The organism is Streptomyces sp. NPDC005435, from assembly GCF_040703155.1.
Taxonomy (GTDB): domain Bacteria; phylum Actinomycetota; class Actinomycetes; order Streptomycetales; family Streptomycetaceae; genus Streptomyces.
In genome coordinates, this window is record NZ_JBEXEQ010000011.1 from 206,966 (window position 1) to 229,231 (window position 22,266).

17 protein-coding genes are annotated in these 22,266 nt (G+C 70.6%); 12 read left to right on the plus strand and 5 right to left on the minus strand.

Annotated features, from left to right (window positions below; translation table 11 throughout):
• Window positions 1-206 precede the first annotated feature (206 nt).
• The 3 genes from AB0898_RS16495 (at window position 207) to AB0898_RS16505 (ending at window position 2,200) form a co-directional block, all read left to right on the plus strand.
• The gene (locus tag AB0898_RS16495) at window positions 207-1,082 is read left to right on the plus strand and encodes a helix-turn-helix transcriptional regulator (protein ID WP_366803619.1); all 876 of its coding nucleotides are present in this window, start codon (window positions 207-209) and stop codon (window positions 1,080-1,082) included.
• Window positions 1,079-1,330: a DUF397 domain-containing protein gene (locus tag AB0898_RS16500; RefSeq protein WP_366803620.1), complete on the plus strand. Its 252-nt coding sequence runs from the start codon at window positions 1,079-1,081 to the stop codon at window positions 1,328-1,330. The genes AB0898_RS16495 and AB0898_RS16500 overlap by 4 nt, the downstream gene beginning before the upstream one ends.
• 63 nt (window positions 1,331-1,393) lie before the next feature.
• Window positions 1,394-2,200, plus strand: a complete 807-nt coding sequence (locus AB0898_RS16505; RefSeq protein WP_366803621.1) for an SAM-dependent methyltransferase — start codon at window positions 1,394-1,396, stop codon at window positions 2,198-2,200.
• A 225-nt stretch (window positions 2,201-2,425) separates the two neighbouring features.
• Here the strand turns inward: AB0898_RS16505 and AB0898_RS16510 are convergent, their stop codons facing one another.
• Window positions 2,426-3,826, minus strand: coding sequence for an NAD(P)/FAD-dependent oxidoreductase (locus AB0898_RS16510; RefSeq protein WP_366803622.1), 1,401 nt, complete (start codon window positions 3,824-3,826; stop codon window positions 2,426-2,428).
• 1,027 nt (window positions 3,827-4,853) lie between these two features.
• Here AB0898_RS16510 and AB0898_RS16515 point away from each other — a divergent pair.
• Together AB0898_RS16515 and AB0898_RS16520 are read left to right on the plus strand one after the other, a co-directional pair.
• Window positions 4,854-5,720 (plus strand): lamin tail domain-containing protein, encoded by an 867-nt coding sequence (locus AB0898_RS16515; RefSeq protein WP_366803623.1) that lies wholly within the window; start codon window positions 4,854-4,856, stop codon window positions 5,718-5,720.
• A gap of 745 nt (window positions 5,721-6,465) precedes the next feature.
• Entirely contained in the window at window positions 6,466-6,819 is a 354-nt protein-coding gene (locus AB0898_RS16520) for a hypothetical protein (protein WP_366803624.1), read from the plus strand.
• A gap of 618 nt (window positions 6,820-7,437) precedes the next feature.
• Here AB0898_RS16520 and AB0898_RS16525 read toward each other — a convergent pair.
• From AB0898_RS16525 to AB0898_RS16535, 3 genes are all read right to left on the minus strand, one after another.
• A complete protein-coding gene (locus AB0898_RS16525; protein WP_366803625.1) occupies window positions 7,438-8,427 on the minus strand; it encodes a hypothetical protein in 990 nt (329 codons plus the stop codon).
• Window positions 8,428-8,675: 248 nt separating this feature from the next.
• Window positions 8,676-9,194: a GNAT family N-acetyltransferase gene (locus AB0898_RS16530; protein ID WP_366803626.1), complete on the minus strand. Its 519-nt coding sequence runs from the start codon at window positions 9,192-9,194 to the stop codon at window positions 8,676-8,678.
• Window positions 9,195-10,404: 1,210 nt separating this feature from the next.
• Window positions 10,405-13,098, minus strand: coding sequence for an excinuclease ABC subunit UvrA (locus tag AB0898_RS16535; protein WP_366803627.1), 2,694 nt, complete (start codon window positions 13,096-13,098; stop codon window positions 10,405-10,407).
• Window positions 13,099-13,328: 230 nt separating this feature from the next.
• Here AB0898_RS16535 and AB0898_RS16540 point away from each other — a divergent pair, with 230 nt between their 5' ends.
• Together AB0898_RS16540 and AB0898_RS16545 are read left to right on the plus strand one after the other, a co-directional pair.
• The gene (locus AB0898_RS16540; RefSeq protein WP_366803628.1) at window positions 13,329-14,522 is read left to right on the plus strand and encodes an alcohol dehydrogenase catalytic domain-containing protein; all 1,194 of its coding nucleotides are present in this window, start codon (window positions 13,329-13,331) and stop codon (window positions 14,520-14,522) included.
• A gap of 199 nt (window positions 14,523-14,721) precedes the next feature.
• Window positions 14,722-15,729 carry a helix-turn-helix domain-containing protein gene (locus AB0898_RS16545; protein ID WP_366803629.1) on the plus strand — a complete coding sequence of 336 codons (1,008 nt, stop codon included), beginning with the start codon at window positions 14,722-14,724 and terminating at the stop codon, window positions 15,727-15,729.
• Window positions 15,730-15,808: 79 nt separating this feature from the next.
• On the opposite strand, the gene AB0898_RS16550 is transcribed toward AB0898_RS16545, so the two are convergent.
• Entirely contained in the window at window positions 15,809-16,705 is an 897-nt protein-coding gene (locus tag AB0898_RS16550; RefSeq protein WP_366803630.1) for a LuxR C-terminal-related transcriptional regulator, read from the minus strand.
• A 52-nt stretch (window positions 16,706-16,757) separates the two neighbouring features.
• On the opposite strand from AB0898_RS16550, the gene AB0898_RS16555 reads away from it, so the two are divergent.
• The 5 genes from AB0898_RS16555 (at window position 16,758) to AB0898_RS16575 (ending at window position 22,223) form a co-directional block, all read left to right on the plus strand.
• A complete protein-coding gene (locus tag AB0898_RS16555) occupies window positions 16,758-17,183 on the plus strand; it encodes an orotidine 5'-phosphate decarboxylase / HUMPS family protein (RefSeq protein ID WP_407078354.1) in 426 nt (141 codons plus the stop codon).
• Window positions 17,184-17,229: 46 nt separating this feature from the next.
• Complete coding sequence (locus AB0898_RS16560) at window positions 17,230-18,318, plus strand: S-(hydroxymethyl)mycothiol dehydrogenase (protein WP_366803632.1); 1,089 nt, start codon at window positions 17,230-17,232, stop codon at window positions 18,316-18,318.
• A 153-nt stretch (window positions 18,319-18,471) separates the two neighbouring features.
• Window positions 18,472-20,379: a Na+/H+ antiporter NhaA gene (nhaA, locus tag AB0898_RS16565; RefSeq protein WP_366803633.1), complete on the plus strand. Its 1,908-nt coding sequence runs from the start codon at window positions 18,472-18,474 to the stop codon at window positions 20,377-20,379.
• A gap of 126 nt (window positions 20,380-20,505) precedes the next feature.
• A complete protein-coding gene (locus AB0898_RS16570) occupies window positions 20,506-21,594 on the plus strand; it encodes an S-(hydroxymethyl)mycothiol dehydrogenase (RefSeq protein WP_366803634.1) in 1,089 nt (362 codons plus the stop codon).
• A complete protein-coding gene (locus AB0898_RS16575) occupies window positions 21,594-22,223 on the plus strand; it encodes an MBL fold metallo-hydrolase (protein WP_366803635.1) in 630 nt (209 codons plus the stop codon). Before AB0898_RS16570 ends, AB0898_RS16575 begins: the two co-directional genes overlap by 1 nt.
• The last annotated feature ends 43 nt before the right edge of the window (window positions 22,224-22,266 follow it).

Sequence of the window (22,266 nt, forward strand, 5' to 3'; positions counted from 1 at the left end):
TCGGAGCGGGCAAGTTGATCAACTTGCCTCAGGGGACGCGACGTTGACCGTGATCGAGACTGCGATTCACTCAAATAACTATGCTCGCATCGGAGTTCACCCTGCAACCGGCTCCCTGATAATTTCAAAAAGCCGGGTATCCCTCTGGTTGCTTCATCAAGTGCCTGTCACACTCGTGTCGGTGACAGAGCGTCAGGAGGCTGGACGTGAGTGAAGGGCGTGCGAACGCGGGCGGCGTCAGCGCGCCCACCGTCCTGCGCATGATCCTGGGACGGCAGCTCCAGGAGCGGCGCCAGGAGGCGGGCGTGTCCCTGGAGGACGCCGCGCGGGCGCTCAGGGTCACGCCCCTGACCATCCGCCGCCTGGAGAAGGCGGACGTCGCCCTCAAGCCCCTCTACGTCGAGAAGCTGCTTCAGACGTACGGCGCCGACGCCACCGAGATCGCCGAGTTCGTCGCCTTCGCCGACCGTGCCAACGAGCCCGGCTGGTGGCACACCTACCGCGACGTACTGCCCAGCTGGTTCAGCGCGTACGTCAGCCTGGAGACCGGCGCGAGAACCCTGCGCACCTACGAACCCCACTACGTCACGGGCCTGTTGCAGACCCACCGCTACGCACGCGCCGTACTCGCCGGCGGCTTCCCCAACGACGGCGACGAGGACCTGGAGCGCCGCGTCGGCCTCCGGCTGCGCCGCCAGGCCCTGCTGGAGAAGCCCGAGGCGCCCACGCTCTGGGTCGTGATGGAGGAGGCCGTACTGCACCGGGTGGTCGGCGGCGCCGAGGTGATGCGCGAGCAGATAGACCGGCTGATCGAGATCTCCGAACTGGACCACGTCAGCGTCGACATCGTGCCGTTCACCGCCGGGGCCCACGTGGGCGCGTGCGCCCCCTTCACCTACTTCCGCTTCGAGGAACCCGAGCTTCCGGACATCGTCTACAGCGAGATCCTCTCCGGCGCGATGTACCTCGACCAGCGCGCCGAGGTCGTCGCCCATCTGGAGGCGCACAACCGCATGTCCCTGCTGACCTCCGACACGCAGAGCAGGGCACTCCTGAACCGCATGCGCAAGGAGTACTCATGACCACCAGCAACGGCAGTTTCTACAACGGAATGCCCGCGTCGGACCTCGGCGAGCAGGGCTGGGAGTCTCCCTGGAGCGGCCCCAACGGAGGTCAGTGCGTGCAGACGAAGCAGCTCGCGGACGGCCGGGTCGCGCTGCGGCAGTCGACCGATCCGGCGGGACCCGCCCTCATCTACACCCCCGAGGAGATCACCGCGTTCGTCGCGGGGGTCAAGCGGGGCCTTGCCGACCACCTGACGAGCGGCTGACCAGCGGCCGGCTTCTCCCCCCACGCACACGCACGCCCCGGCGACTCACCGAAAAGGAAGAGGATGACCAACTCACACGCGGCGCGGGACATCGACACCAGCAGGCCCCACTCTGCCCGCATGTACGACTACTACCTCGGCGGCAAGGACCACTTCGAGGTCGACAAGCAGGCCGCCGAGAACGTGGCCTCCGTCTACCCGGGCATCTTCACCTGCGCCCGCGAGAACCGCGCCTTCATGCACCGCGCCACCCGCGTCCTCGCCCGGGAGCACGGCATCCGGCAGTGGCTCGACATCGGCACCGGCATCCCCACCGAGCCCAACCTGCACCAGGTGGCCCAGTCCGTGGTCCCCGACGCGCGGGTGGCGTACGCCGACAACGACCCGCTCGTCCTGAAGTACGCCGAGCGGCTGATGCGCAGCACGGCGGAGGGCCGTACGACCTACATCGAGGCGGACGTCAACGACCCGCAGTCGCTGCTCGACGCCCCCGAACTGGCGGAGGTCCTGGACTTCGACCGGCCGGTCGCCCTGTCCCTCAACGCCCTGATGCACTTCGTCCCGGACGACCGGGACCCGTACGGCATCGTCAGCCGCCTGCTGGACGTACTCCCCTCCGGCAGCGCGCTCGCCCTGAGCCACTGCACCCCCGATTTCGACCCGGAGACCTGGCAGAAGGTCACCGACATCTACAACAACGCGGGAACCCCGGTCCAGTTCCGCTCCCGCGAGGAGGTCGCCCGCTTCTTCGACGGCCTCGACCTCCTCGCCCCCGGCATCACCGTCGGCCACCGCTGGCGCCCCGACACGGAGCCGACGGACACGGACGCGGAGGTCAGCCTGTGGACCGGGGTGGGCATCAAGCGGTAGCCCCACCGCGGCGGGAGGCCCGGGGGACCTCCTCTGCCCTCCGGAGTCGGCGGGGTCTGGCCGCCCGGCGGAAGCAACGCGTCCGCCCGGACGGCCGGTTGGCGGAGGGCACAAGGGCCGGCGTCCGGGCATGACGACGGCCCTCGCCGTTCGCCTCACCCCGTAGCGCGGGAGGAACGCGGCACGCGGCGGAACGGCAAAGGCCGTACGGCGAAGCGGAGAAGCTCAGGCCGCCCCGGGCCCCTTCCCCTCGGTCTTCCCGGCGGACTCCGCCTGCCCCACCTCGGCGCGGACCTGATCCGGCGTGAGGCAGGCGTCGGTGTGCTCGAAGTCCCGCAGCCGGGCCGGGCGCCCGCGCTGGAAGCCGGTGCGGACGAAATCGTCGCCCGCGACGGCGTTGAGCAGCCAGTTGACCAGGACGCGGACCTTGGCGACGCCGGTGCGCAGGGCGGACCAGTGGTAACCGCGGGCGACGATCTGGGCGAGGATGCCGTGCAGTTCGATGCCGAGCGGCCGGGATACGGCGTCCTTGCCGCCGAGGTCGACGACGAGACCGAGGTCGTGGTGGACGTACGGCTTGAGCGGCTCGCCGCGCAGCGAGGCGATGACGTTGTGCGCGACCACCTTGCCCTGCCGCATGGCGTGCTGGGCGGTGGGCGGGCAGATCGCGTCGCCGCCCTTGGCGAGGTCCGGCACGGCGGCGGCGTCCCCGAGGGCGAACATGCCGTCCTGGCCGGGCACGGTCATCTCGGCGGTCGTCTTCAGGCGCCCCCGGATCTTCTCCGCGTCGAAGCTGTCGATCAGCGGGCTGCCGACCACGCCTGCCGTCCAGATCAGCGTGTACGTCGGGATGACCCGGCCGTCGGTGAAGGTCACCTCGTCCTCCGTGACCTTCGCGACCGACACCCCCAGCGAGACGTCGACGCCCCGGCGGCGCAGGATCCTCATCGCCTGCCGCCCGAGCCGGTCGCCGAGTTCGGGCATGAGCTTGGGGGCGATGTCGATCAGATGCCAGCGGATCAGGCCCGGATCGAGGCGGGGGTAGCGCTCCACGGCGGCGTGGGTGAGCCGTTGCAGACAGGCCGCCGTCTCGGTGCCCGCGTAGCCGCCGCCCACGACCACGAACTGGAGCCGTGCGGCCCGCTCGTCGGGGTCGTCGCTGGCGTCCGCGAGGTCGAGCTGGGAGATGACGTGGTCGCGGATGTACGCGGCCTCGGCGAGGGTCTTCATCCCGACCGCGTACTCGGTGAGACCGGGGATGTCGAAGGTGCGGGTCACACTGCCGGGTGTGAGCACGATGTAGTCGTAGGACTCGTTGAGGATGCGCCCGGTGAGGGTCCGCACCACGCACACCTTCGCCTCGGGGTCCACGCCGATGGCCCGGCCCGGGACGATCCGGGTGCGGTACTTCCTGCTCCGCCGCAGCGAGATCGCGATCGACTGCGGGGTGAGCACGCCGGAGGCCACCTGGGGCAGCAGCGGAAGGTAGAGCTGGTACGAATACGGCGTCACCAGGGTGACGTCCGCCTCTCCCCGCTCCAGTTCGCGCTCCAGCCGGCGGACACAACCGACTCCGGCGAAACCCGCCCCCACCACCAGGATTCCGGGTCGGGACACGGAGACCACCCCTTTCCACGCGCAGGCACGGGAGCACGGCCGACCCTTTGATCCCAACACGCGGGTCATGGGGGCGCGACTGGTACGCGGGCGCCGGAAAGGCCTGCTCAGCGGGGGTGCCCGGGCAAAAACCGCAGGCACCGGCGGGGGGTTTGTGCGATCCCCCAAGGGGATGTCTTTGTCGATATGGACACTTGTCCCGACATACACCATCGAGGTCGATTCATCGACATCAACCAAGCACATCATTCGAACGTACGATCGCCTTTTCGTGGACTCCTCCAGCTGGTGGACGCCAGACCGGCGAGCACCTCCGCGCAGCCGGCCATGGCCGTCTGCGCCGGGCTCCGGGCGCCGAGGTCGGGACAGCACCGGGACGTCGACGTCCGGATCACGGCTGAGCATGATCAGACACGCGCCGTCCGGCCGGCCACCGCAGGGCGTCCCGTGCCGTGGACACGACGGTGGCGGCCCAGCCCGGCAGCCGGGCCCGCGCCGCGAGAGCGGTTCCTCGGCGCGTGCCACGGCGTGGACCGGAACGTGCGGACCGGAACCGTCCCGCCGGCCAGGTGCCACCACCCGGCTCACCGCCCGGGTCAGTCCCGCCCGCGCCACCCCCTCCTGGTGCACGGACACCTCCCGCCCGCCAGCTCACGCATTCCGGTCCACGTGCGGCGGGAACCGGTTCGTCTGCTGGTCGCATTTTCCTGTTACGCACCGAAGGGGGCTTTTTTGCCGGGTCGCCGGATGGCACCGCGGCGGGCGGCGCCACCGGAGACCGCCTCCATCGCGCTGATCAAGGGATGGATGCACAGGCCCGCGAACTGGGCACCCCCGACCGTGAAGTTGGTTGAGCACTACAGGCGACCGTCACGAAAATATCCGCATACAGCAACACGAAACGACGCATCCCCGCTCAGGCCGGACGGAAGGGCAAGCTATGGGTCCTCGGCACCGGCCGGGATCCGCACAACGTCCGCTCCTGACCTGTTCACGCTGGTCGGCAGGGACGCGTACCCCAAGGGGAGCACTGCTGATGTCTTCTCGTTCGATCTCCCGCATCGCGGCCACGTCTCTAGCCGCCTGCGCCGCGCTCGGCGTGGCCGCACTGCCGGCCTCCGCCCAGACCAGCCCCCACCAGGCAGCCCCGTACCGCTCGGGCGTGGTGATCAGTGGTGCGCAGTACGACTCCCCCGGCTTCGACAACGGCTCCAACCGCTCCCTGAACCAGGAGTGGATCGACATCACCAACACCTCCGGCCGCAGCGTGAACCTGAGCGGCTGGACCCTGTCGAACGAGGACGGCCGCACCTACACCTTCCGCCACTACCGCCTGGCCGGGCGCGCCACCGTCCGCGTCCACAGCGGCATCGGCCGCGACACCTACCGCGACGTCTACCAGGACCGCCGCACCTACGTCTGGGACAACCGCACGGACACCGCCACCCTCCGCAACGACCGCGGCCGGTTCGTCGACGACCTCACCTGGGGCGGCCGCCACAACCACGGCTGGGACGGCTGGCACCTGGGCGACCTCGGCGGCCGCCACGGCCACGACCACGGCCGCCCGAACCGCGGCGGCACACCCCGCCCCGGCGGCCAGGGCAACCACCAGAACCACCCCGGCCAGGGCAACCACCAGCACCAGGGCCCCCGAACCGGCCAGAACGGCACGCAGAACGGCCAGAACGGCCAGAGCGGCAACCAGGGTCAGAACGGCCAGGCCGGCCAGAACGGTCAGGCTGGCCAGGGCGGACAGACCGGTCAGGGTGGCCAGGCCGGTCAGAACGGCCAGGCCGGTCAGAACGGCCAGAACGGCCAGGGACAGGCCGGTCAGGGGCAGAACGGCCACGCCGGTCAGGGCGGCAACCACCACCAGGGTGGCCAGAACGGCCGCCACTGACCCACCACCCCGGGGTGACGGCGAAGCCGGCCATCAGGCGTACCGCTCCGCATGACCACCGCCCGAGCGGCCCTCGCCCGCCGACCTCGGTCGGAGGCCATCGACGGCCCAGCCGGCCCCAGGGAATGACTCAGGGCCGGTTACGGATCTCTCCGTAACCGGCCCTGACCTGTGCCCTCTTGGCTCCAGAAGTAAGGGGGGCGAACCGCAAGGACCAGCCCGGCGACCGACCCTGCGCCCCCGGCGCCCCGGCACGAAGGCCAACCCGCGGACCGGGGCGGACATCCAGCCGTAGCGCGTACGGAGTACGCCGCAAAGCGGCACTCCCCCTCACACACCACCAGCACGCCGTCGAGAGCCCCGTCTCCGCGTCGATGACCTCGCCGCCCTCCGCACGCCACGCGGCCCACGAGACCGCGGCCTTCTTGGCGCCACCGAGCGCGGCAGACAAGCGAGCCGAGAGCGCGAAGACAACACCCCCCTTCGCCGTACCGACCCACAACCAAACGAGGCTCACCGGCGAGCGACCCGAACACACGTCGCGGCCCACCCCACAGAACCGAAGCCGCTGACACATCATCCGGAGCCGCGAAGCCACGAGATCCAGAGGCAACACCGCACTCGCAGCCGGTACACCTTTCAGGTGGTTACAGACAGCGACTACGGAAACGGTGAAGAAAGCAGCGTACGGTCTCGATCGGCGGATCTCCGACCACCGAGCCGGCCCCCAGTGAAAGGAACCCCCTTGCCGCGTCCACACCGCGTCCTCGTCGCCGCAAGCTCCCTGTTCCTCGCCTCATCAGGCATCCTCATCGCCACCGCAACCGACGCCGGCGCTGCCACCTGCGGAGCCCACAAGGTCACCACCATCCACGGCGCCAAAGCCGAATACCGCCTTGCCTGCAAAAACGGAAACCTCCGCGTCTATGGCTGGGTCAAGGACACCCGAGCCGACGACGACTTCGCCGCGCTGCACATTCACAGCTCCAGGGGCGAAGTACGCAGCGCGTTCGCCAATGGCTGGGGCAAGGTCGAACACTTCGACTTCAGCTTCGCCCGGACCAGATCAGCAGAGGTCAGACTGAGCCTGGACAACTGACCAGACCGCCCGACGCTCACCACCGGCTACATCGAGCCCTTTCCATTCTCAGCCCGAGTCGGCGAAACGAAGGCGGAGGACGGACTTCAGCCGGCCACGGCCGGTTCGGCGATCCGCGGTGCTCCACAGCGCGAGCCACTGGCCCCCCGGGCGCCCTCGCCCCGAGTACGCCGACGAGCACCAGGCCGACCAGGACCAGCAGCGGGATGATGACCAGGGCAACGATGGACATGGCGACGACGGTTCCTCGGAGCCGGAGAGGCACGGTGGGCACCAGCGAGTGGCGACACGCCCTGCTGCCACTCCCGCCCCTGCCCCGACCGCTGCGCCGCCGCGCAACCCACCGCGACCCGTGGTTCGACGAACCGCCCTTCCAGACACGCGAAGGGCAACTTCACCTGCCGTCAAAGAATGAGGCCGCCTTGCCGCAGCGGTCCCCGTTCATCACGGCTCCGCGCCCAGGTCCGCGCACATTTTCACGTGGGCAGTGGGGACGAGGATGTTGCCGCTCTGGGGCCGAAGTTGAACGTGCTCGTCGCGCTCGGCCTCTGAGCTCTCCCCCGTAAGGACCGGCATCGGCCATGCGCTGGCGGCAGGGACGGCACCCTGTCCGTGCGGTCAGGATTCCTTGTCGGGGTCGACCAGGTTCCCGGTACGGGTGACCTGGCACTGGAAGAGGAAGTACGGGCCGCCGCTCCTGGACAAGAGCGTGGGATTCTCCGTCACGGCAAGGACACGCTGCCGGAACCGGTGGCCGGTCCCGTACCGGGAGTGCGGCACTCCTGCAGGGTTGGTGGCCCATTCGGCCAAGTGCTGGACGACGGAGGAGAGCAGCTCGTCGTCCGGGGCAGACAAGGTGCCCCTGGAGGCAGGTTCCTGCAGCACACTGACGATGGTGCGCGCGGTCGTCTCGGCGAGCCAGACGATCGGCTTCCTCTCGGATGCGCCGGTACGGAGCCGCGCCAGGGTTTCGTCCAGCGGGTCGCTGGTCCAGGGTTTGCTGGTCGCCAGCGCCGGCTTCTCCGTCAGCCATTCGAGAAGTACCCGGGACTCGTGGCCGTTGATCCCGATCCCGTCACCGGCGAACAGGCCGTGGAACAACCGCAGCAGCACATCGCGGCGGCGCGGCCGATCCCGGCGGTTCACCGTGCAGTGCCAGCACAGCCATCCCATCGGGACATAGAGGGAGGCAAGTTCGCTGCCCCACTTCGCGCGCCCGATCATGGCGTTCCGAGCGTAGGCGTCGCCACATAGCTGACAGAGGCCGGCCGCCGTGGCGGCCTTGGCCCAGCGGGGGCGCGGGAGGCGACCGATGTCGCCCGGTCGCGGCACGCTGGTGATGCGCCGGAGCCGCGCTCGGTAGCCCCTCCGACCTTCCCGCTCGCACGCCTGGAGTTCCCACATGAGCTCGTGCAGATCGTGATCGTCGGCGTCGGCGAGCCGAGGCAGGTTCGTGAACTTGAGGATGCGCTTCAGCAGAGCGTCGCGGTCTTCCCCGACGATCGCTGAGACCGAGTCGACGGCTTCGCTCACGCGCATACGGAGCGCCGGCGCCGTCAGTTCCTCGCGGTCGGCGAGGAGTACTTCGTCGACTCCGAACAAGGTCATCAGGTGAGTCCGTTCTCCGTGGGCTTCTCGCAATACGTTGCACCTATTTGACCGGCCGGGCGGAAGGAATCACCCGGTCCAGGAGCAAGATTCACTCGGATAAGTGGAGTTGGCGGCAATGGTCCCGCCGATCCCTCGACTTGCCGTGCTGAAGCCGGCCCGCCTCTTCGAGCGGGGCATGCCCACTATCGAGGCGACGTGGGCGAACACTTGCGCCACCGGCGGCCCGGCGCGGAGTGATCCGGGGCTCAGGGGGTGCGGCCACCGAGGGACTTCGTCATGGCCCGGTTCACTCGGTGGTCGCGGCCGGGGACATATGACGGGTATGGCTCGTATCCGGCGCGGCCGTAGAGGGCCAGTGCGGCGGTGTTGCGTCGGCCGGTCTCCAGCACGATCCGTGTGGCGCCGCAGGCCGCGGCATGTCGTTCAAGGCGCTTGAGGATGTCGCGGCCGATCCCCTGGCCACGCGCATGTTCGGCGACGTACATGCTCTTGACCTCCGCCGTGGTCTCGCCGAGGAGGCGTGCCCCTCCACACCCGACCGGTTGGCCGCCCAAGCGGGCTACGAGGAACAACCCGCCGGGCGGGTCGAAGTCCGCTTCCGGGGTGGTGTCCGGATCGTCGGCGAAGCCATACAGGGCCAGCTGTTCGGCGCGCAGGGCCCGGGTCAGGCATCGGGCGTCTGGGTGCTCGTACGGGGCAGCGCTCAAGGAGGGCTTTGCTCCTATCGCGGACCGTTCGTCGGGGGCGGTGGGCGAGGAGGTCATGAAGCCGATAGTGCCTCGTCGACCGATGCCGGCGCACGGGCGCCGTCTGGTGTGCGCATCCGGGGGCTGGCGGCGCGGCGGATGCGTGCCGGGAGATTGCGGCAGTGTGAGCGTCAAGGCCCCCGTTACATTTCTCGTGGCTCCGCACGGACCGCTGATGAAAGGCTTGAGTACCGGCGTCACCCAAGGCTGAAAGAGCGTTCCGTAACGTGGATGCGACAGCTCGATGCCGTGGCAGGCCGGACGAAAGCGTGATGGAGGGGCCTGCACGTGATCGAAACCGGCGACATCGACGTCTTCCTCGGCTTGGACGTCGGCAGCCTCACTGCACACAGGGCAGTCATACTCGTCGGCCTCTCACCACCGCGCCGATGGCCACAATGGGGTCATGCCCGCCAGCACACAACACTCCAGCCCTGAGCGGAGCGCAGGGTCCGCGCGATGACTTGGCCTGCTGCCTCAACCACGATCTGCTGCTCCAGCCGCGGCCGGTACTGCGTACGCTGGTCGGTCGTACCGAGCGCGCTTGAAAAGACGCCTCCCCGAAGAGTGCTTCCCGCCCCGGACAGCCACGTGACGGAGATACCGAAGTGCGGCTGGAAGGTGCACCCGATGGAGAGCGCCCCGCTGCAAACGCATCCGCACAAAACTGCCCCGTGCTCCCTCCTGCCAACGCGAAGCTTCCTGCGTCCGCCACCGCGGCACCGCCAAGCGCAGCCGAAGAGCGAACACACCTCAACGGTCGCGACGGTCACTGGTGTGGCCAACCGGCGACCGTCAGCGGTGTTCCGCTCCGCATCACGTACCCGACGTCTGCTTGGCCTCGTCGGCGGCGGCGAGGGCAGAAGGTACGAGCGTTGGACTCCGGACGCACTGTCCGAGGCAACCACCAGCAGACCGTCGTCCAACAGCCGGTCGAGGTTCGACGTGACGCGGCGCTCCGGAACGCTAAGGACCTGCGCCACCTGCCGGGTGGTAGCGCACGCCGTCTGTCCCGCCCCAAATGATTCGGCCGGCGAAGTGACGAGCTGGCTCGGGCCGTAGCGCTTCCAGCTCGCCGCCGTAGCCACCGCCGGTGTCGGCCTACCACCCGAGCACGCCCCCGCGCGCCCGCCCCAAGCCCTAGCCGAACCCCACCTCAGCCCCCTCTCGGGCAGCGCCCCCAAGACGCGCCGTGCACACAGAGCCGACACGAAGCCGGTGCGGTCCGTCAAGCGGAGCGCTGCCGCGCTGCGGACTCGTCGAGCGCCGCGGCGAGGTACTTCGCCGACGCCCCGACGCCTCTCTCGGCGACCTGGGCCGGGGTGCCGGCGGCGACGACGGTGCCGCCGGCCTCCCCCGCGCCGGGCCCGAGATCGATGACGTGGTCGGCGGCGGCGACGACACGCATGTCCAGTTCGACCATCACGACGGTGTTGCCCGCGTCGACGAGGGTCTGCAGATGGGTGACGAGGCGGTCGGCGTCGGCGCAGTGCAGTCCGGAGGTCGGCTCGTCGAGCACGTAGAAGGTGTCTCCGCGCTGGGCGCGCTGCAACTCGCCGGCGAGCTTGACGCGTTGGGCCTCCCCGCCGGAGAGCTCGGTGGCGGGCTGCCCGAGTCGGAGGTAGCCGAGCCCCACGTCGATCAGCGCGGACAGGGACCGCATGATCTCTTCCTCGCCGGTGAAGAACGCGTGGGCCTCCTCGACGCTCATCGAGAGGATCTGGGCGATGTTCCGGTCACGCCAGGAGATTTCCAGGGTGCTGTCCTTGTAGCGGGTGCCGTGGCAGTCCGGGCACTCGGTGTAGACCGACGGGAGGAAGAGGAGTTCGACCATCACCCAGCCCTCGCCCTCACAGGTCGGGCAGCGGCCGCCGGCCACGTTGAAGGAGAACCGGCCGGGCTTGTACCCACGGGAGCGTGCTTCGGGTGTCTGCGCGAAGCGGCGGCGCACATGGTCGAACAGGCCTGTGTAGGTGGCGACGTTGGAGCGGGGCGTGCGGCCGATGGGCTTCTGGTCGATGCTGACCACGCGGCGAATGCCGGTCAGGTCCCCCTCGATCGAGCCCGCGAGCCTGCCGGGGGAATCGTCCAGGAGCAGCTCGTCGTCCTCGGGGGCCTCGTCGACCGGCACGGCACCCCCCAGACCCTCCGCGAGCAGCGCGGGTAGTGCCTGGCTGACCAGGCTCGACTTGCCCGATCCGGATACGCCGGTCACGGCGGTGAGGACGCCCCTGGGGATCGACACGGACACGTCCCGCAGGTTGTTGCGGGTGACGCCGCCGAGCTCGATCCATCCGCTCGGCCGACGGGGCGCGTGCGGGGCGAGACCGCTGCCGCCGAAGAGGTACCCGCGGGTCACCGATTCCCCGGCATCGGCGAGGCCCTCGGTCGGCCCGCTGTAGAGGACCCGGCCGCCGCGCTCGCCCGCGCCGGGGCCGATGTCGACGAGCCAGTCGGCGTGCCGCATCACGTCGACGGAATGCTCGACGATGAACAGGCTGTTGCCCCGGCGCTTGAGCCCGTCGAGGATGCCGAGCAGTGCGGTCACGTCCTGCGGGTGCAGCCCCGCCGAGGGCTCGTCGAGCACGTACACGACGCCGAAGAGCTCCGAGGTGAGCTGGGTGGCCAGCCGCAGGCGCTGCAGCTCGCCGCCCGAGAGCGTGGGCGTGCCGCGGTCCAGGGAGAGGTAGCCGAGCCCCAGGTCGATGACGGGGCGCAGGCGGTCGAGCAGCTCCGCGCCGAGGCGTGCCGTCGTGGCCGGCTTCTCGACCGACCGGTTCGGGGTGCGGCGTACGTCGGGCGCGGCCGTGTGGGCGGAGCCGCCGGCGGCGACGCGCCGCCGAACGGCCTCACGGCGCGCGTCGGCGGGGAGGGCCGCGCCGGGTGGTTCTGTGGTGCCGGCGGCGTTCACCTGCTGTGCGGCGTCCGCGACGGCCCGGTCCAGCAGCAGGACGAGCTCCCGGAGCGGCAGGCCCGAGAAGTCGGCGATGTCGAGCCCCTCGAAGGTGACGTTCAGGGCTTCGGGCTTCAGCCGCTTGCCGTGGCAGGACGGGCAGGGGGCCACGTCGAGAAACCGGGCGACGCGGCGCTTCATCGAGGCGCTCTTGGTGTGGGCGAAGGTGTCGAGCACGTAGCGGCGCGCCCCGACGAACGCGCCCTGGTAGCTCGGCTCGTCACCCGCCTCGATCGCTTCGCGCGCCTCGGCGAGCGTGAGCCGGGAATGGACGGGGACGGAGGGGGTGTCGTCCGTGTAGAGGATCCAGTCCCGGTCCTTCTTCGGCAGGTCCTTCCAGGGGACGTCGACGTCGTACCCGAGCGCGACGAGGACGTCGCGCAGTTGGTGGCCGTGCCAGGCCGTCGGCCAGGAGGCGATCGCGCGCTCGCGGATCGTGAGGGAGGGGTCCGGCACCATCTTCCGCTCGGTCACCTCGTACACGCGGCCGATGCCGTGGCACCGCGGGCAGGCTCCCTGGACGGTGTTGGGGGAGAAGTCCTCGGCGTAGAGCATCGGCTGATCGTCCGGGTAGTCGCCGGCGCGCGAGTAGAGCATGCGCACCAGGGACGACAGCGTGGTGAGGCTGCCCACCGACGAGCGGGCGCCGCGCCCTCCGCGCTGCTGTTGCAGGGCGACGGCAGGAGGCATCCCGGTGATCGAGTCGACGTCGGGGACGCCGGCCTGGTCGATCAGCCGCCTGGCATACGGGGCCACCGACTCCAGGTAGCGCCGCTGCGACTCCGCGTAGAGGGTGCCGAAGGCGAGGGAGGACTTGCCCGACCCCGAGACGCCGGTGAAGACCACCGTCGCGTCGCGTGGGACCGTCAGGTCCACGTCCTTGAGGTTGTGCTCGCGAGCGCCCCTCACCCGGACGTCGGTCTGGACGGGTGAGGGCTCCTGGGGAACGGACGCTGCTGTGCCGGTCATGCCTCAAAACTAACGACGCGCGGGCCCTGCCGGACGGTGACGACGTGCTCGGCCGGGAACGTGGCACGCGTCGTCAGTGCGTTGGCGCGCAGGGCATAGAGGGTCCGGTTCGGGCGTGCGTACGTTGGGTGGCAGCCCTGCGTGGGGAAGGCCGCCGAGGTCGCGGAGCCACCGGAACCGACCGCCGGCACTTCCTTGCCGAGTCCCCTGGACCGACAGAGGAGATCGTCATGGCCAGCAGCAACCGCGCCGTCACCTTCCAGAGCCCGAAGGACATGCGCGTCGAGTCTCTCGACTTCCCGAAGCTTCAGATGCCGAACGGGAAGCAGGCCCCGCACGGAGTCGTCCTCAGGATCGTCGCCACCAACATCTGCGGCAGCGACCTGCACATCTACCGCGGGTCCTTCCCGGTACCCCAGGGCATGGTGATGGGGCACGAGATGACCGGGGAGGTGATCGAGGCCGGACCGGACGTCGAGTTCCTCGGGGAGGGCGACCTCGTCTCCGTCCCGTTCAACGTCGCCTGCGGCCGATGCCGTAATTGCCGGGCGCGCCGGACCGACGTCTGCGAGACCACGAACCCCGAGCTGGCCTGCGGAGCGTACGGCTTCAACCTGGGCGACTGGACCGGCGGCCAGGCCGAGTACCTGTTCGTCCCGTACGCCGACTTCCAGCTCCTGCGCTTCCCGGACAAGGAGCAGGCCATGGAGAAGATCCGTGATCTGGCGCTGCTCTCGGACATCCTGCCCACCGCGTTCCACGGTCTCATGGAGGCCGGCGCCAAGCCGGGCTCGACCGTGTACCTCGCCGGCGCCGGCCCGGTCGGCCGCTGCGGCGCGGCGGCGGCGCGCCTCCTCGGGGCGTCCTGCGTCATCGTCGGCGACTACCACAAGAGCCGCCTGGATCTGGTACGGGAGAACGGCTGCGAGACGATCGACCTGAACGAGGACGCGACACTCACCGACCAGATCGAGGCCATCCTGGGCGAGCCCATGGTCGACTGCGCGGTCGACTACGTCGGCTCCGAGGCGCACGGCATCGGCCGCGAGGCCGAGGACATGAACCCGGCCTACGCGATCAACCAGGTGATCGACGCCACCCGCGCGGGCGGCGCCACGGGAGTCATCGGCGTCTACGGCCCCGATCCGCTCGCGAAGTCGAAGGCCGAGCAGGAGGGCACGTACCCGCTCGACTTCGGCACCGCCTGGATCAAGTCGCCGCGGATCTCCGCCGGGCAGGCACCGGTCATGCAGTACAACCGCGAGCTGATGCTGGCGATCCTGTGGGACCGCATGCCCTACCTGAGCGCCATGCTCAACACCAAGGTGATCGGCCTCGACGACGCCCCCGACGCCTACGCGACCTTCGACACGGGAGTGAACGACAAGTTCATCATCGACCCGCACGGCCTCATTCCCGCCTGAGACCGCCGTTGAGACCGCCGTCCCCGGCCCGCGGACCCCCTTCGGGGGAGGCTGCGGGCCGGACCGCTGCCGCGTCGGCGCACCGGTTGGCGAAAAGGCCGGAAAGATCCCTGCGGCGTACGCTGGAACCGGACGCCGTGAGCGTCGGGCAGACCGGCGCGGAGCAGCCACGCGGAGCAGTCGAGCGGAAGGCACGGCTATGGCCCAGGACGGCTCGGCGCTGCCCCGCCTGACGTCCTTCTCCACCCGTCACGCCCCGCCGGGCGACGAGGTCGACTACTGGCGTCAGGCCAGGCGGGAAGCCTATGTGTCGGTCAGGACGGACCCGGTCGGCAGCGCGTTCGGAGGCGATATCAGGCTGGGCCGGTACGCGGATTTCCGGCTGTCCACCAAGCGGGCCCGGCCCGAGGAGGTCCGGCGCTCGGCCGGCGACATCGCGCAGGGCCGGGAGGACGAGGACTACCTGTACCTCGTGTTCCAGCAGAGCGGGGACCTGCTCGTCGAGCAGGCGGGACGCCGGACGGTCGCGCGTCCCGGCTCACTGGTGATCTACGACAGTGCCGTGCCGTTCTCCCTGTGCGCGACGGAGTACTACGAGCAGGTCGTCCTCGAACTGCCCGCCGACAAGGCGTTCTCGCTGGCCTGCGTGAGCCGGAGCGACGACCTGCTCGCCCGGAGTTTCGACTGCGGCGGGGCGCTGGGCGCGGTGGCGGCGTTCTTCGTGAACCTCGCGCGGCGCCAGGAGGCGGACCGCCTCGGCGCGCACCGCCTCGCGCCCCAGGCGACCGCGCTGGGAGCATCGCTCCTCGGTCTGCTCGCCCCCGGCCGGCGCGGGATGCCGGAGTCGCTGCGCCGCGCCGAGGCCCTGGCCTACATGCGCGCGCACCTGGCGGACCCCGAGCTGGACGCCGAGGGCATCGCCGCGGGCCTGCACGTCTCCCGCCGCACCCTGTTCCGCCTCTTCGAGGGCACGGGCGAGTCCGCCATGGCGCGCCTGCGCTCCCTGCGGCTGGAGCGCGCCCGGCTGATGCTGCGGACGCAGCCGGACAAGCAGATCTCCACCATCGCGCTGGAGACGGGTTTCTCCAGCGCGGTGCAGTTCCACCGCGCCTTCCGCGCGGTGACCGGCATGACCCCCGGCGAGTACCGGGAGGCCGGCGTCACCGGAGGACCGGCTGCCCCGGTCGCCCCTGACCCGGAACCGTGACGTCCCCGTCGAGCACGTGGGGTCCCGTCGTCCGAGCGCGGCCCGCCACGGCGAGTCGCCGCCACGCCCGCCCCCGGACCTAGCGCAGACCGGCCTCGGTAGCGAGGGCGGCCGCGGCGGCCCGGGAGGTGACGCCGAGCTTGTGGTAGATCTGGCTGGTGTGGAACTTGACGGTGTTCTCGCTGATGCCCAGCTGAGTGGCGATCTGCCGGTTGCGCCGGCCGGCGGTGAGCAGCCGCAGCACCTCCGCCTCCCGGGGAGCCAGACCCCATGACGCGGTGGGCTGCTCGGAGGTGTCCGGGGGATCGAGCGGGAGGCGCACCTCCACGCGGGACCCCCAGTTGTCCACCGATTCCAGGTCGAGGTCGCCGCCGAGCGCCTTGGCCCGGGCGGCGAGCTGGCGCAGGGCCGGCAGGCCGCTGTCCATGCGGCCGGGACCGTCGTCCCGTACGGAGACGAGCAGATTGGTCCCGTCGCAGTCCCACTGGACCCTGATACGGGTCACGTCCTCCTGGTCGCGCATGAGGAGAACGGCGCTGCGCACGATGGCCCGTCCGGCGTGTGCCACTTCTCCGGGCAGCGCGCGGCCGTCGGCCGGCGGTTCGATGAACTGGATGCTCAGCGCTTCGTAGCGGCTCAGGGGGCGCAGGTCGCTCTTGAGGCGCTCGAACGCGCGGGAGACCGGCTCCTCGGCGATGGAGGCGACCAGGTCCGCTCCGCTCCTGGCCCGGATCAGAGCATCGGCGGCGAGATCGATCGCCCGGGCGCGGGCCCTGGTGTCGTCCAGGTCCCTGGTGCGCAGCGTGGCCAGCACCGATTCCAGATCCGTGACGTGCCGGTCCGTCAACTCGGCGGTCACTCTGAGCCGTTCGCTCGTCACCATCCGCGATTCCTGCAGATAGTCCGGCGCCGCCTCGGCCACCTGACGGGCGATGCAGGCGGCCGTCACGCTCCACAGAATCCGTGTGCACTCCATGCGGTCTTCGTCCACGGGCTCGTCCGGAACACCGAGCACGAGGACGGCACCCGTGTCGGCTCCCAGCACCGTGACATGCCGGGGCCGGCCGCCGAACCGCGCCGTCCCCGTCCAGTCCACCATCAAGGGCGCGATCACCGCTGCCCGGGCCGCGGGCAAGGGCGTGGTGGTCGATCTCATCAACGTCGCGGACAAGCCCCTGCGCGCGAAGGAAGCGCACGCGCTCGGCGCGGTGCTCGCCGAGTTCCACGCCGGTCTCGACGAGCAGGCCCTGCCCGGATACAGCCTCCAGACGCTGTTGGACGCCGGTACGAGTTCGGGGGTGCCGTTCTCCGTCGCCGGTGGCGTCGGCGCGTCCTCCATCACGGCGGTCCAGGCCGCCGGAGCCGACGTGGCCGTGGCGGGCAGCGCGATCTACGGCGCGGACGACCCCGCCGCGGCGGCGGCCTCCCTGCGCGCCCTCATCAGCCGGCCCTGATCCGGCCCGGCACCCCCACCTCTACGACGACAGCAAGGCGGACCCCATGTCCCAGCAAGTCCAGGCAGTAATCGCACCGGGCAAGAACGAGCCGGTCCGGGTGGAGACGATCATCGTGCCGGACCCCGGGCCCGGCGAGGCCGTGGTGAAGATCCAGGCGTGCGGCGTCTGTCATACGGATCTGCACTACAAGCAGGGCGGCATCAGCGGGGACTTCCCGTTCCTGCTCGGTCACGAGGCGGCGGGCATCGTCGAGTCCGTGGGCGAGAACGTCACCGAGGTCGCTCCCGGCGACTTCGTCGTCCTCAACTGGCGCGCGGTGTGCGGCCAGTGCCGGGCCTGCCGGCGCGGACGCCCCTGGTACTGCTTCGACACGCACAACGCGAAGCAGAGGATGACCCTCGCCTCCACCGGCCAGGAACTCACCCCCGCGCTCGGCATCGGCGCCTTCGCCGAGAAGACCCTCGTGGCGGCCGGCCAGTGCACCAAGGTCGACCCGGCCGTCTCCCCGGCCGTCGCCGGACTGCTCGGCTGTGGCGTGATGGCGGGCATCGGCGCGGCCATCAACACCGGCCAGGTCGGCCGCGGCGACTCCGTCGCCGTCATCGGCTGCGGCGGTGTGGGTGACGCGGCGATCGTCGGCGCCCGGCTGGCCGGCGCGGCGAAGATCATCGCGGTGGACATCGACGACCGCAAGCTGGAGACGGCGAGGACGATGGGTGCCACGCATACCGTCAACTCCCGCGAGACCGACCCCGTAGAGACGATCCGCGGGCTGACCGGCGGCTTCGGCGCCGATGTCGTCATCGACGCGGTCGGCCGCCCCGAGACCTACCGGCAGGCGTTCTACGCCCGCGATCTGGCCGGCACGGTCGTCCTGGTCGGCGTCCCCACCCCGGACATGACCCTGGACCTGCCGCTCCTGGACGTGTTCGGGCGCGGCGGTTCCCTCAAGTCGGCCTGGTACGGCGACTGCCTGCCCTCCCGCGACTTCCCGATGCTCGTCGACCTGCACCAGCAGGGCCGTCTCGACCTCGGCGCGTTCGTCACCGAGACGATCGGTATCGATGAGGTCGAGCAGGCGTTCCGGCGGATGCGCGACGGCGACGTCCTGCGCTCGGTGGTGGTGTTCTGACGACGGCCCGCGTCGACTGAGTCGAGCGCCCGCCGGTCGCGGCGCGGACACCCGACCGCCCGCCACAAGCGGTGCGTGGCCGCCCGACCTGCGATGCTCGCCTCACGCCACGATTCCCCTCCCGCACCGGACGCAGAGACGCAGAGGCGGAACATGACCACCACCACGACCCCGCCCGCCGGCCCCGGGGGCATCGGGCAGACGGTACGTTCGGACACTCAGCGCTCACCGTTGCGGGACTTCCTGCGCACCGAGACGGCAAGCGCCGTCGCCCTCGTCGCCGCCGCCGTCGCCGCGCTGGTGTGGGCCAATGCCGCCCCCGGCGGCTACGAACGCCTCTGGAAGACGCCGCTGACCGTGCGGCTGGGCTCCGTCGGGGTGGGCCTGGAGCTGCGCGAATGGGTCAACAGTGGCCTGATGGCCCTGTTCTTCTTCGTCGTCGGGCTGGAGGCACGGCGCGAGTTCGACATGGGTGAGCTGCGGCAGCGGAGCCGTATGACGCTGCCCCTGGTCGCGGGCCTCATGGGCATGGTCGTCCCCGTTCTCGTCTTCCTGGCGTTCGCCGCCGCCGCCGGGGCCGGCGGCGGCTGGGGCGTGGCCATGTCGACCGACACCGCGTTCGCCCTGGGCACGCTGGCACTCCTGGGCAGGCGCCTGCCCGAGGCGCTGCGTACCTTCCTGCTGACGGTGGCCATCGTCGACGACGTCGTGGCACTCGCCGTGATCGCCTTCGCCTACAGCGGCAGCCTCTCCTGGCTGCCCCTGCTCGCCGCCGCGGCCTTCTTCGCGGCGGTACTGGGCATCCGCCGCGCCGGAGTACGCCACGGCGTCCCGTACTTCGTCCTCGCCCTCGGGCTGTGGGTGGCCCTGCTCGAGTCCGGCGTCGATCCGGTCGTCACCGGGCTTCTGCTCGCCACGATCACCTACGCCTACCCCGCCTCGCGCACGGACCTGGAACGCACCAGCGGGCTGTTCCGGCTCTTCCGGGAACAGCCGACCCCGGAACTCGAGCGCTCCCTGCGCCAGGAGCTGGCGACGGTGATCTCACCCAACGAGCGCCTGGAACAGGTCTTCCACCCCTGGGCCAGCTACGTCATCGTGCCCCTCTTCGCCCTCGCCAACGCCGGCGTCCACATCACCTGGGCGGGCTTCACCGGCGCGCTCACCTCGCGGGTCACGGTCGGCATCCTGATCTCCTTCGTGCTGGGGAAGCCGCTGGGCATCGTCATCGGCGCGGCCCTCACCACATGGGTCAGCCGCGGCCGGCTGCGCCCGCAGGTCGGCTGGGGTGCCGTGCTGGCCGGCGGCAGCGCGTCCGGCGTCGCCTTCACCGTGTCGCTCCTCATCGCCACCCTCGCCTTCGACGGGGAGCGGCTCACCCAGGCCAAGTACGGGATTCTCATCACCATCCCCCTCTCCTTCGCGCTCACCTGGCTGATCACCGTGGTGATCCGCGCCCTGCCCGCGTCGGGGCGCGCCCGGGCGCTCATGGGCACCGGCGAGAGCATCGTCGACCTCGTCGCCCCGGTGGACCCCGAGCGCGACCACATCCGCGGCCCCCGCGACGCCCCCGTCACCGTGGTCAAGTACGGCGACTTCGAATGTCCCTACTGCGCCCAGGCCGAACCCATGATGCGCCGGCTCCGCGACGACGTCGGAGGAGACATCAGGTTCGTGTGGCGCCATCTGCCGCTCGACGACGTCCACCCGCGCGCCAAACTCGCCGCCGAGGCCTCGGAAGCCGCCGCCCGGCAGGGCGCCTTCTGGCCCATGCACGATGTCCTCCTCTCCCACCAGGGCGAACTGAGCCCCCAGGACCTGCTGCGCCACGCCGAGGACCTCGGCCTGGACGTGAAGAAGTTCGAACGGGATCTGCGGGACCACGTCGGAGCCTTGCGAGTGGCCGAGGACGTCGAGACCGCCGACCGCAGCGGCGTCGCCGGAAGCCCGACGTTCTTCGTCAACGGCCGGCTGCACCGCGGAGCGTACGACCTCGCCACCCTCACCGAGTCGGTCCGCGCCGCCCAGGAACGCGCCGCCATGTCCGAACGCACGGCGTGACCGCCGGGGTTCTGCCGGCCGTACGCGGGATACCAAGCCCCGCGCCCACACCCCCGATCGAAGTGCGACGCCGGTCACCTCCTGCCATTCTGGTGAAGGGCCGGGTACGTCGAGGAAGGACAGACCATGCCCCAGGAAGTGCGCGGAGTCGTCGTGCTCGCGAAGAACGAGCCCGTTCGGGTCGAGACGATCGTGATCCCGGACCCCGGGCCCGGCGAGGCCGTGGTGAAGATCCAGGCCTGCGGTGTCTGTCACACCGACCTGCACTACAAACAGGGTGCCATCACCGACGATTTCCCCTTCCTGCTCGGCCACGAGGCCGCCGGCGTCGTGGAATCGGTCGGCGAGGGCGTCACGGAGGTGGCCCCGGGGGACTTCGTCATCCTCAACTGGCGCGCGGTGTGCGGACATTGTCGCGCCTGCCGGCGTGGCGAGCCCCAGTACTGTTTCGACACCCACAACGCGAAGCAGAAGATGACCCTCGCCTCCACCGGGCAGGAGCTGACCCCGGCCCTCGGTATCGGGGCCTTCGCGGAGAAGACGCTCGTCGCCGCCGGACAGTGCACCAAGGTGGACTCGGCCGCGTCCCCGGCCGTGGCCGGACTCCTCGGCTGCGGCATGATGGCCGGCATCGGAGCCGCGATCAACACCGGAAACGTCGGCCGCGGCGACTCCGTCGCCGTCATCGGCTGCGGCGGGGTCGGCGACGCGGCGATCGCGGGGGCGCACCTCGCCGGGGCGACGAAGATCATCGCCGTGGACCTCGACGACCGGAAACTGGAGAAGGCGCGCGCGCTGGGTGCCACCGACACCGTCAACTCCTCGACGACCGACCCGGTTGAGGCCATTCGCGAACTGACCGGCGGCCACGGCGCCGACGTCGTCATCGACGCGGTCGGCCGCCCCGAGACGTACCAGCAGGCGTTCTACGCCCGCGACCTGGCCGGCACCCTCGTCCTCGTCGGCGTCCCCACCCCCGGGATGACGCTCGAACTGCCCCTGCTGGACGTCTTCTCGCGCGGCGGCTCCCTCAAGTCCTCCTGGTACGGCGACGCCCTGCCCTCCCGGGACTTCCCGGCACTCATCGACCTGCACCTGCAAGGACGCCTGCCCCTGGACGAGTTCGTCACCGAGACCATCCAGATGGACGAGGTGGAGAAGGCGTTCGAGCGGATGAAGGAGGGTGACGTCCTGCGCTCGGTGGTGGTGCTGTGATGGCTCCCCGCATCGAACGCCTGGTCACCTCGGGCCAGTTCAGCCTTGACGGCGGCACGTGGGATGTGGAGAACAACGTGTGGATCGTCGGCGACGACGACGAGGTCGTGGTCATCGACCCCGCCCACGACGCGGAGGCCGTCCTCCGTGCCGTCGGCGACCGCAGGGTCACCGACATCATCTGCACCCACGCCCACAACGACCACATCAACGCGGCGCCGGCCCTCGCCGACCTCACCGGCGCTCCCATCCGGCTCCACGCCGACGACGTACCGCTGTGGCGGGAGACTCACCCCGACCGCGCCCCCGACTCCGAACTCGTCGACGGCCAGGTCCTGGAGAGCGCCGGCACCAGCCTCACCGTCCTCCACACCCCCGGACACGCGCCCGGCGCCGTCTCCCTGTACGCCCCCGAGCTCGGCGTCGTCTTCACCGGAGACACCCTCTTCCAGGGCGGCCCGGGCGCCACCGGCCGCTCGTACTCCCACTTCCCGACGATCATCGGCTCCGTCCGCGACCGGCTGCTCAGCCTGCCGCCGGACACCAAGGTCCTCACCGGTCACGGCGACCCCACGACCATCGGCGCCGAGGCACCCCACCTGGAGGAATGGGTCGCCCGCGGACACTGACCGACAGGGCTGCGTGCCGCCGCACCCCCGGACGCGCGAAGCT

What these genes read in the sequence shown, in the direction of transcription:
- AB0898_RS16500 (WP_366803620.1), top strand. Translation starts at nt 1,079, where the DNA reads ATGACCACCAGCAACGGCAGTTTCTACAACGGAATGCCCGCGTCGGAC.
- AB0898_RS16505 (WP_366803621.1), top strand. Translation starts at nt 1,394, where the DNA reads ATGACCAACTCACACGCGGCGCGGGACATCGACACCAGCAGGCCCCAC.
- AB0898_RS16515 (WP_366803623.1), top strand. Translation starts at nt 4,854, where the DNA reads ATGTCTTCTCGTTCGATCTCCCGCATCGCGGCCACGTCTCTAGCCGCC.
- AB0898_RS16525 (WP_366803625.1), bottom strand. Translation starts at nt 8,427, where the DNA reads ATGACCTTGTTCGGAGTCGACGAAGTACTCCTCGCCGACCGCGAGGAA.
- AB0898_RS16530 (WP_366803626.1), bottom strand. Translation starts at nt 9,194, where the DNA reads ATGACCTCCTCGCCCACCGCCCCCGACGAACGGTCCGCGATAGGAGCA.
- AB0898_RS16535 (WP_366803627.1), bottom strand. Translation starts at nt 13,098, where the DNA reads ATGACCGGCACAGCAGCGTCCGTTCCCCAGGAGCCCTCACCCGTCCAG.
- AB0898_RS16540 (WP_366803628.1), top strand. Translation starts at nt 13,329, where the DNA reads ATGGCCAGCAGCAACCGCGCCGTCACCTTCCAGAGCCCGAAGGACATG.
- AB0898_RS16545 (WP_366803629.1), top strand. Translation starts at nt 14,722, where the DNA reads ATGGCCCAGGACGGCTCGGCGCTGCCCCGCCTGACGTCCTTCTCCACC.
- AB0898_RS16550 (WP_366803630.1), bottom strand. Translation starts at nt 16,705, where the DNA reads ATGGAGTGCACACGGATTCTGTGGAGCGTGACGGCCGCCTGCATCGCC.
- AB0898_RS16560 (WP_366803632.1), top strand. Translation starts at nt 17,230, where the DNA reads ATGTCCCAGCAAGTCCAGGCAGTAATCGCACCGGGCAAGAACGAGCCG.
- nhaA (WP_366803633.1), top strand. Translation starts at nt 18,472, where the DNA reads ATGACCACCACCACGACCCCGCCCGCCGGCCCCGGGGGCATCGGGCAG.
- AB0898_RS16570 (WP_366803634.1), top strand. Translation starts at nt 20,506, where the DNA reads ATGCCCCAGGAAGTGCGCGGAGTCGTCGTGCTCGCGAAGAACGAGCCC.
- AB0898_RS16575 (WP_366803635.1), top strand. Translation starts at nt 21,594, where the DNA reads ATGGCTCCCCGCATCGAACGCCTGGTCACCTCGGGCCAGTTCAGCCTT.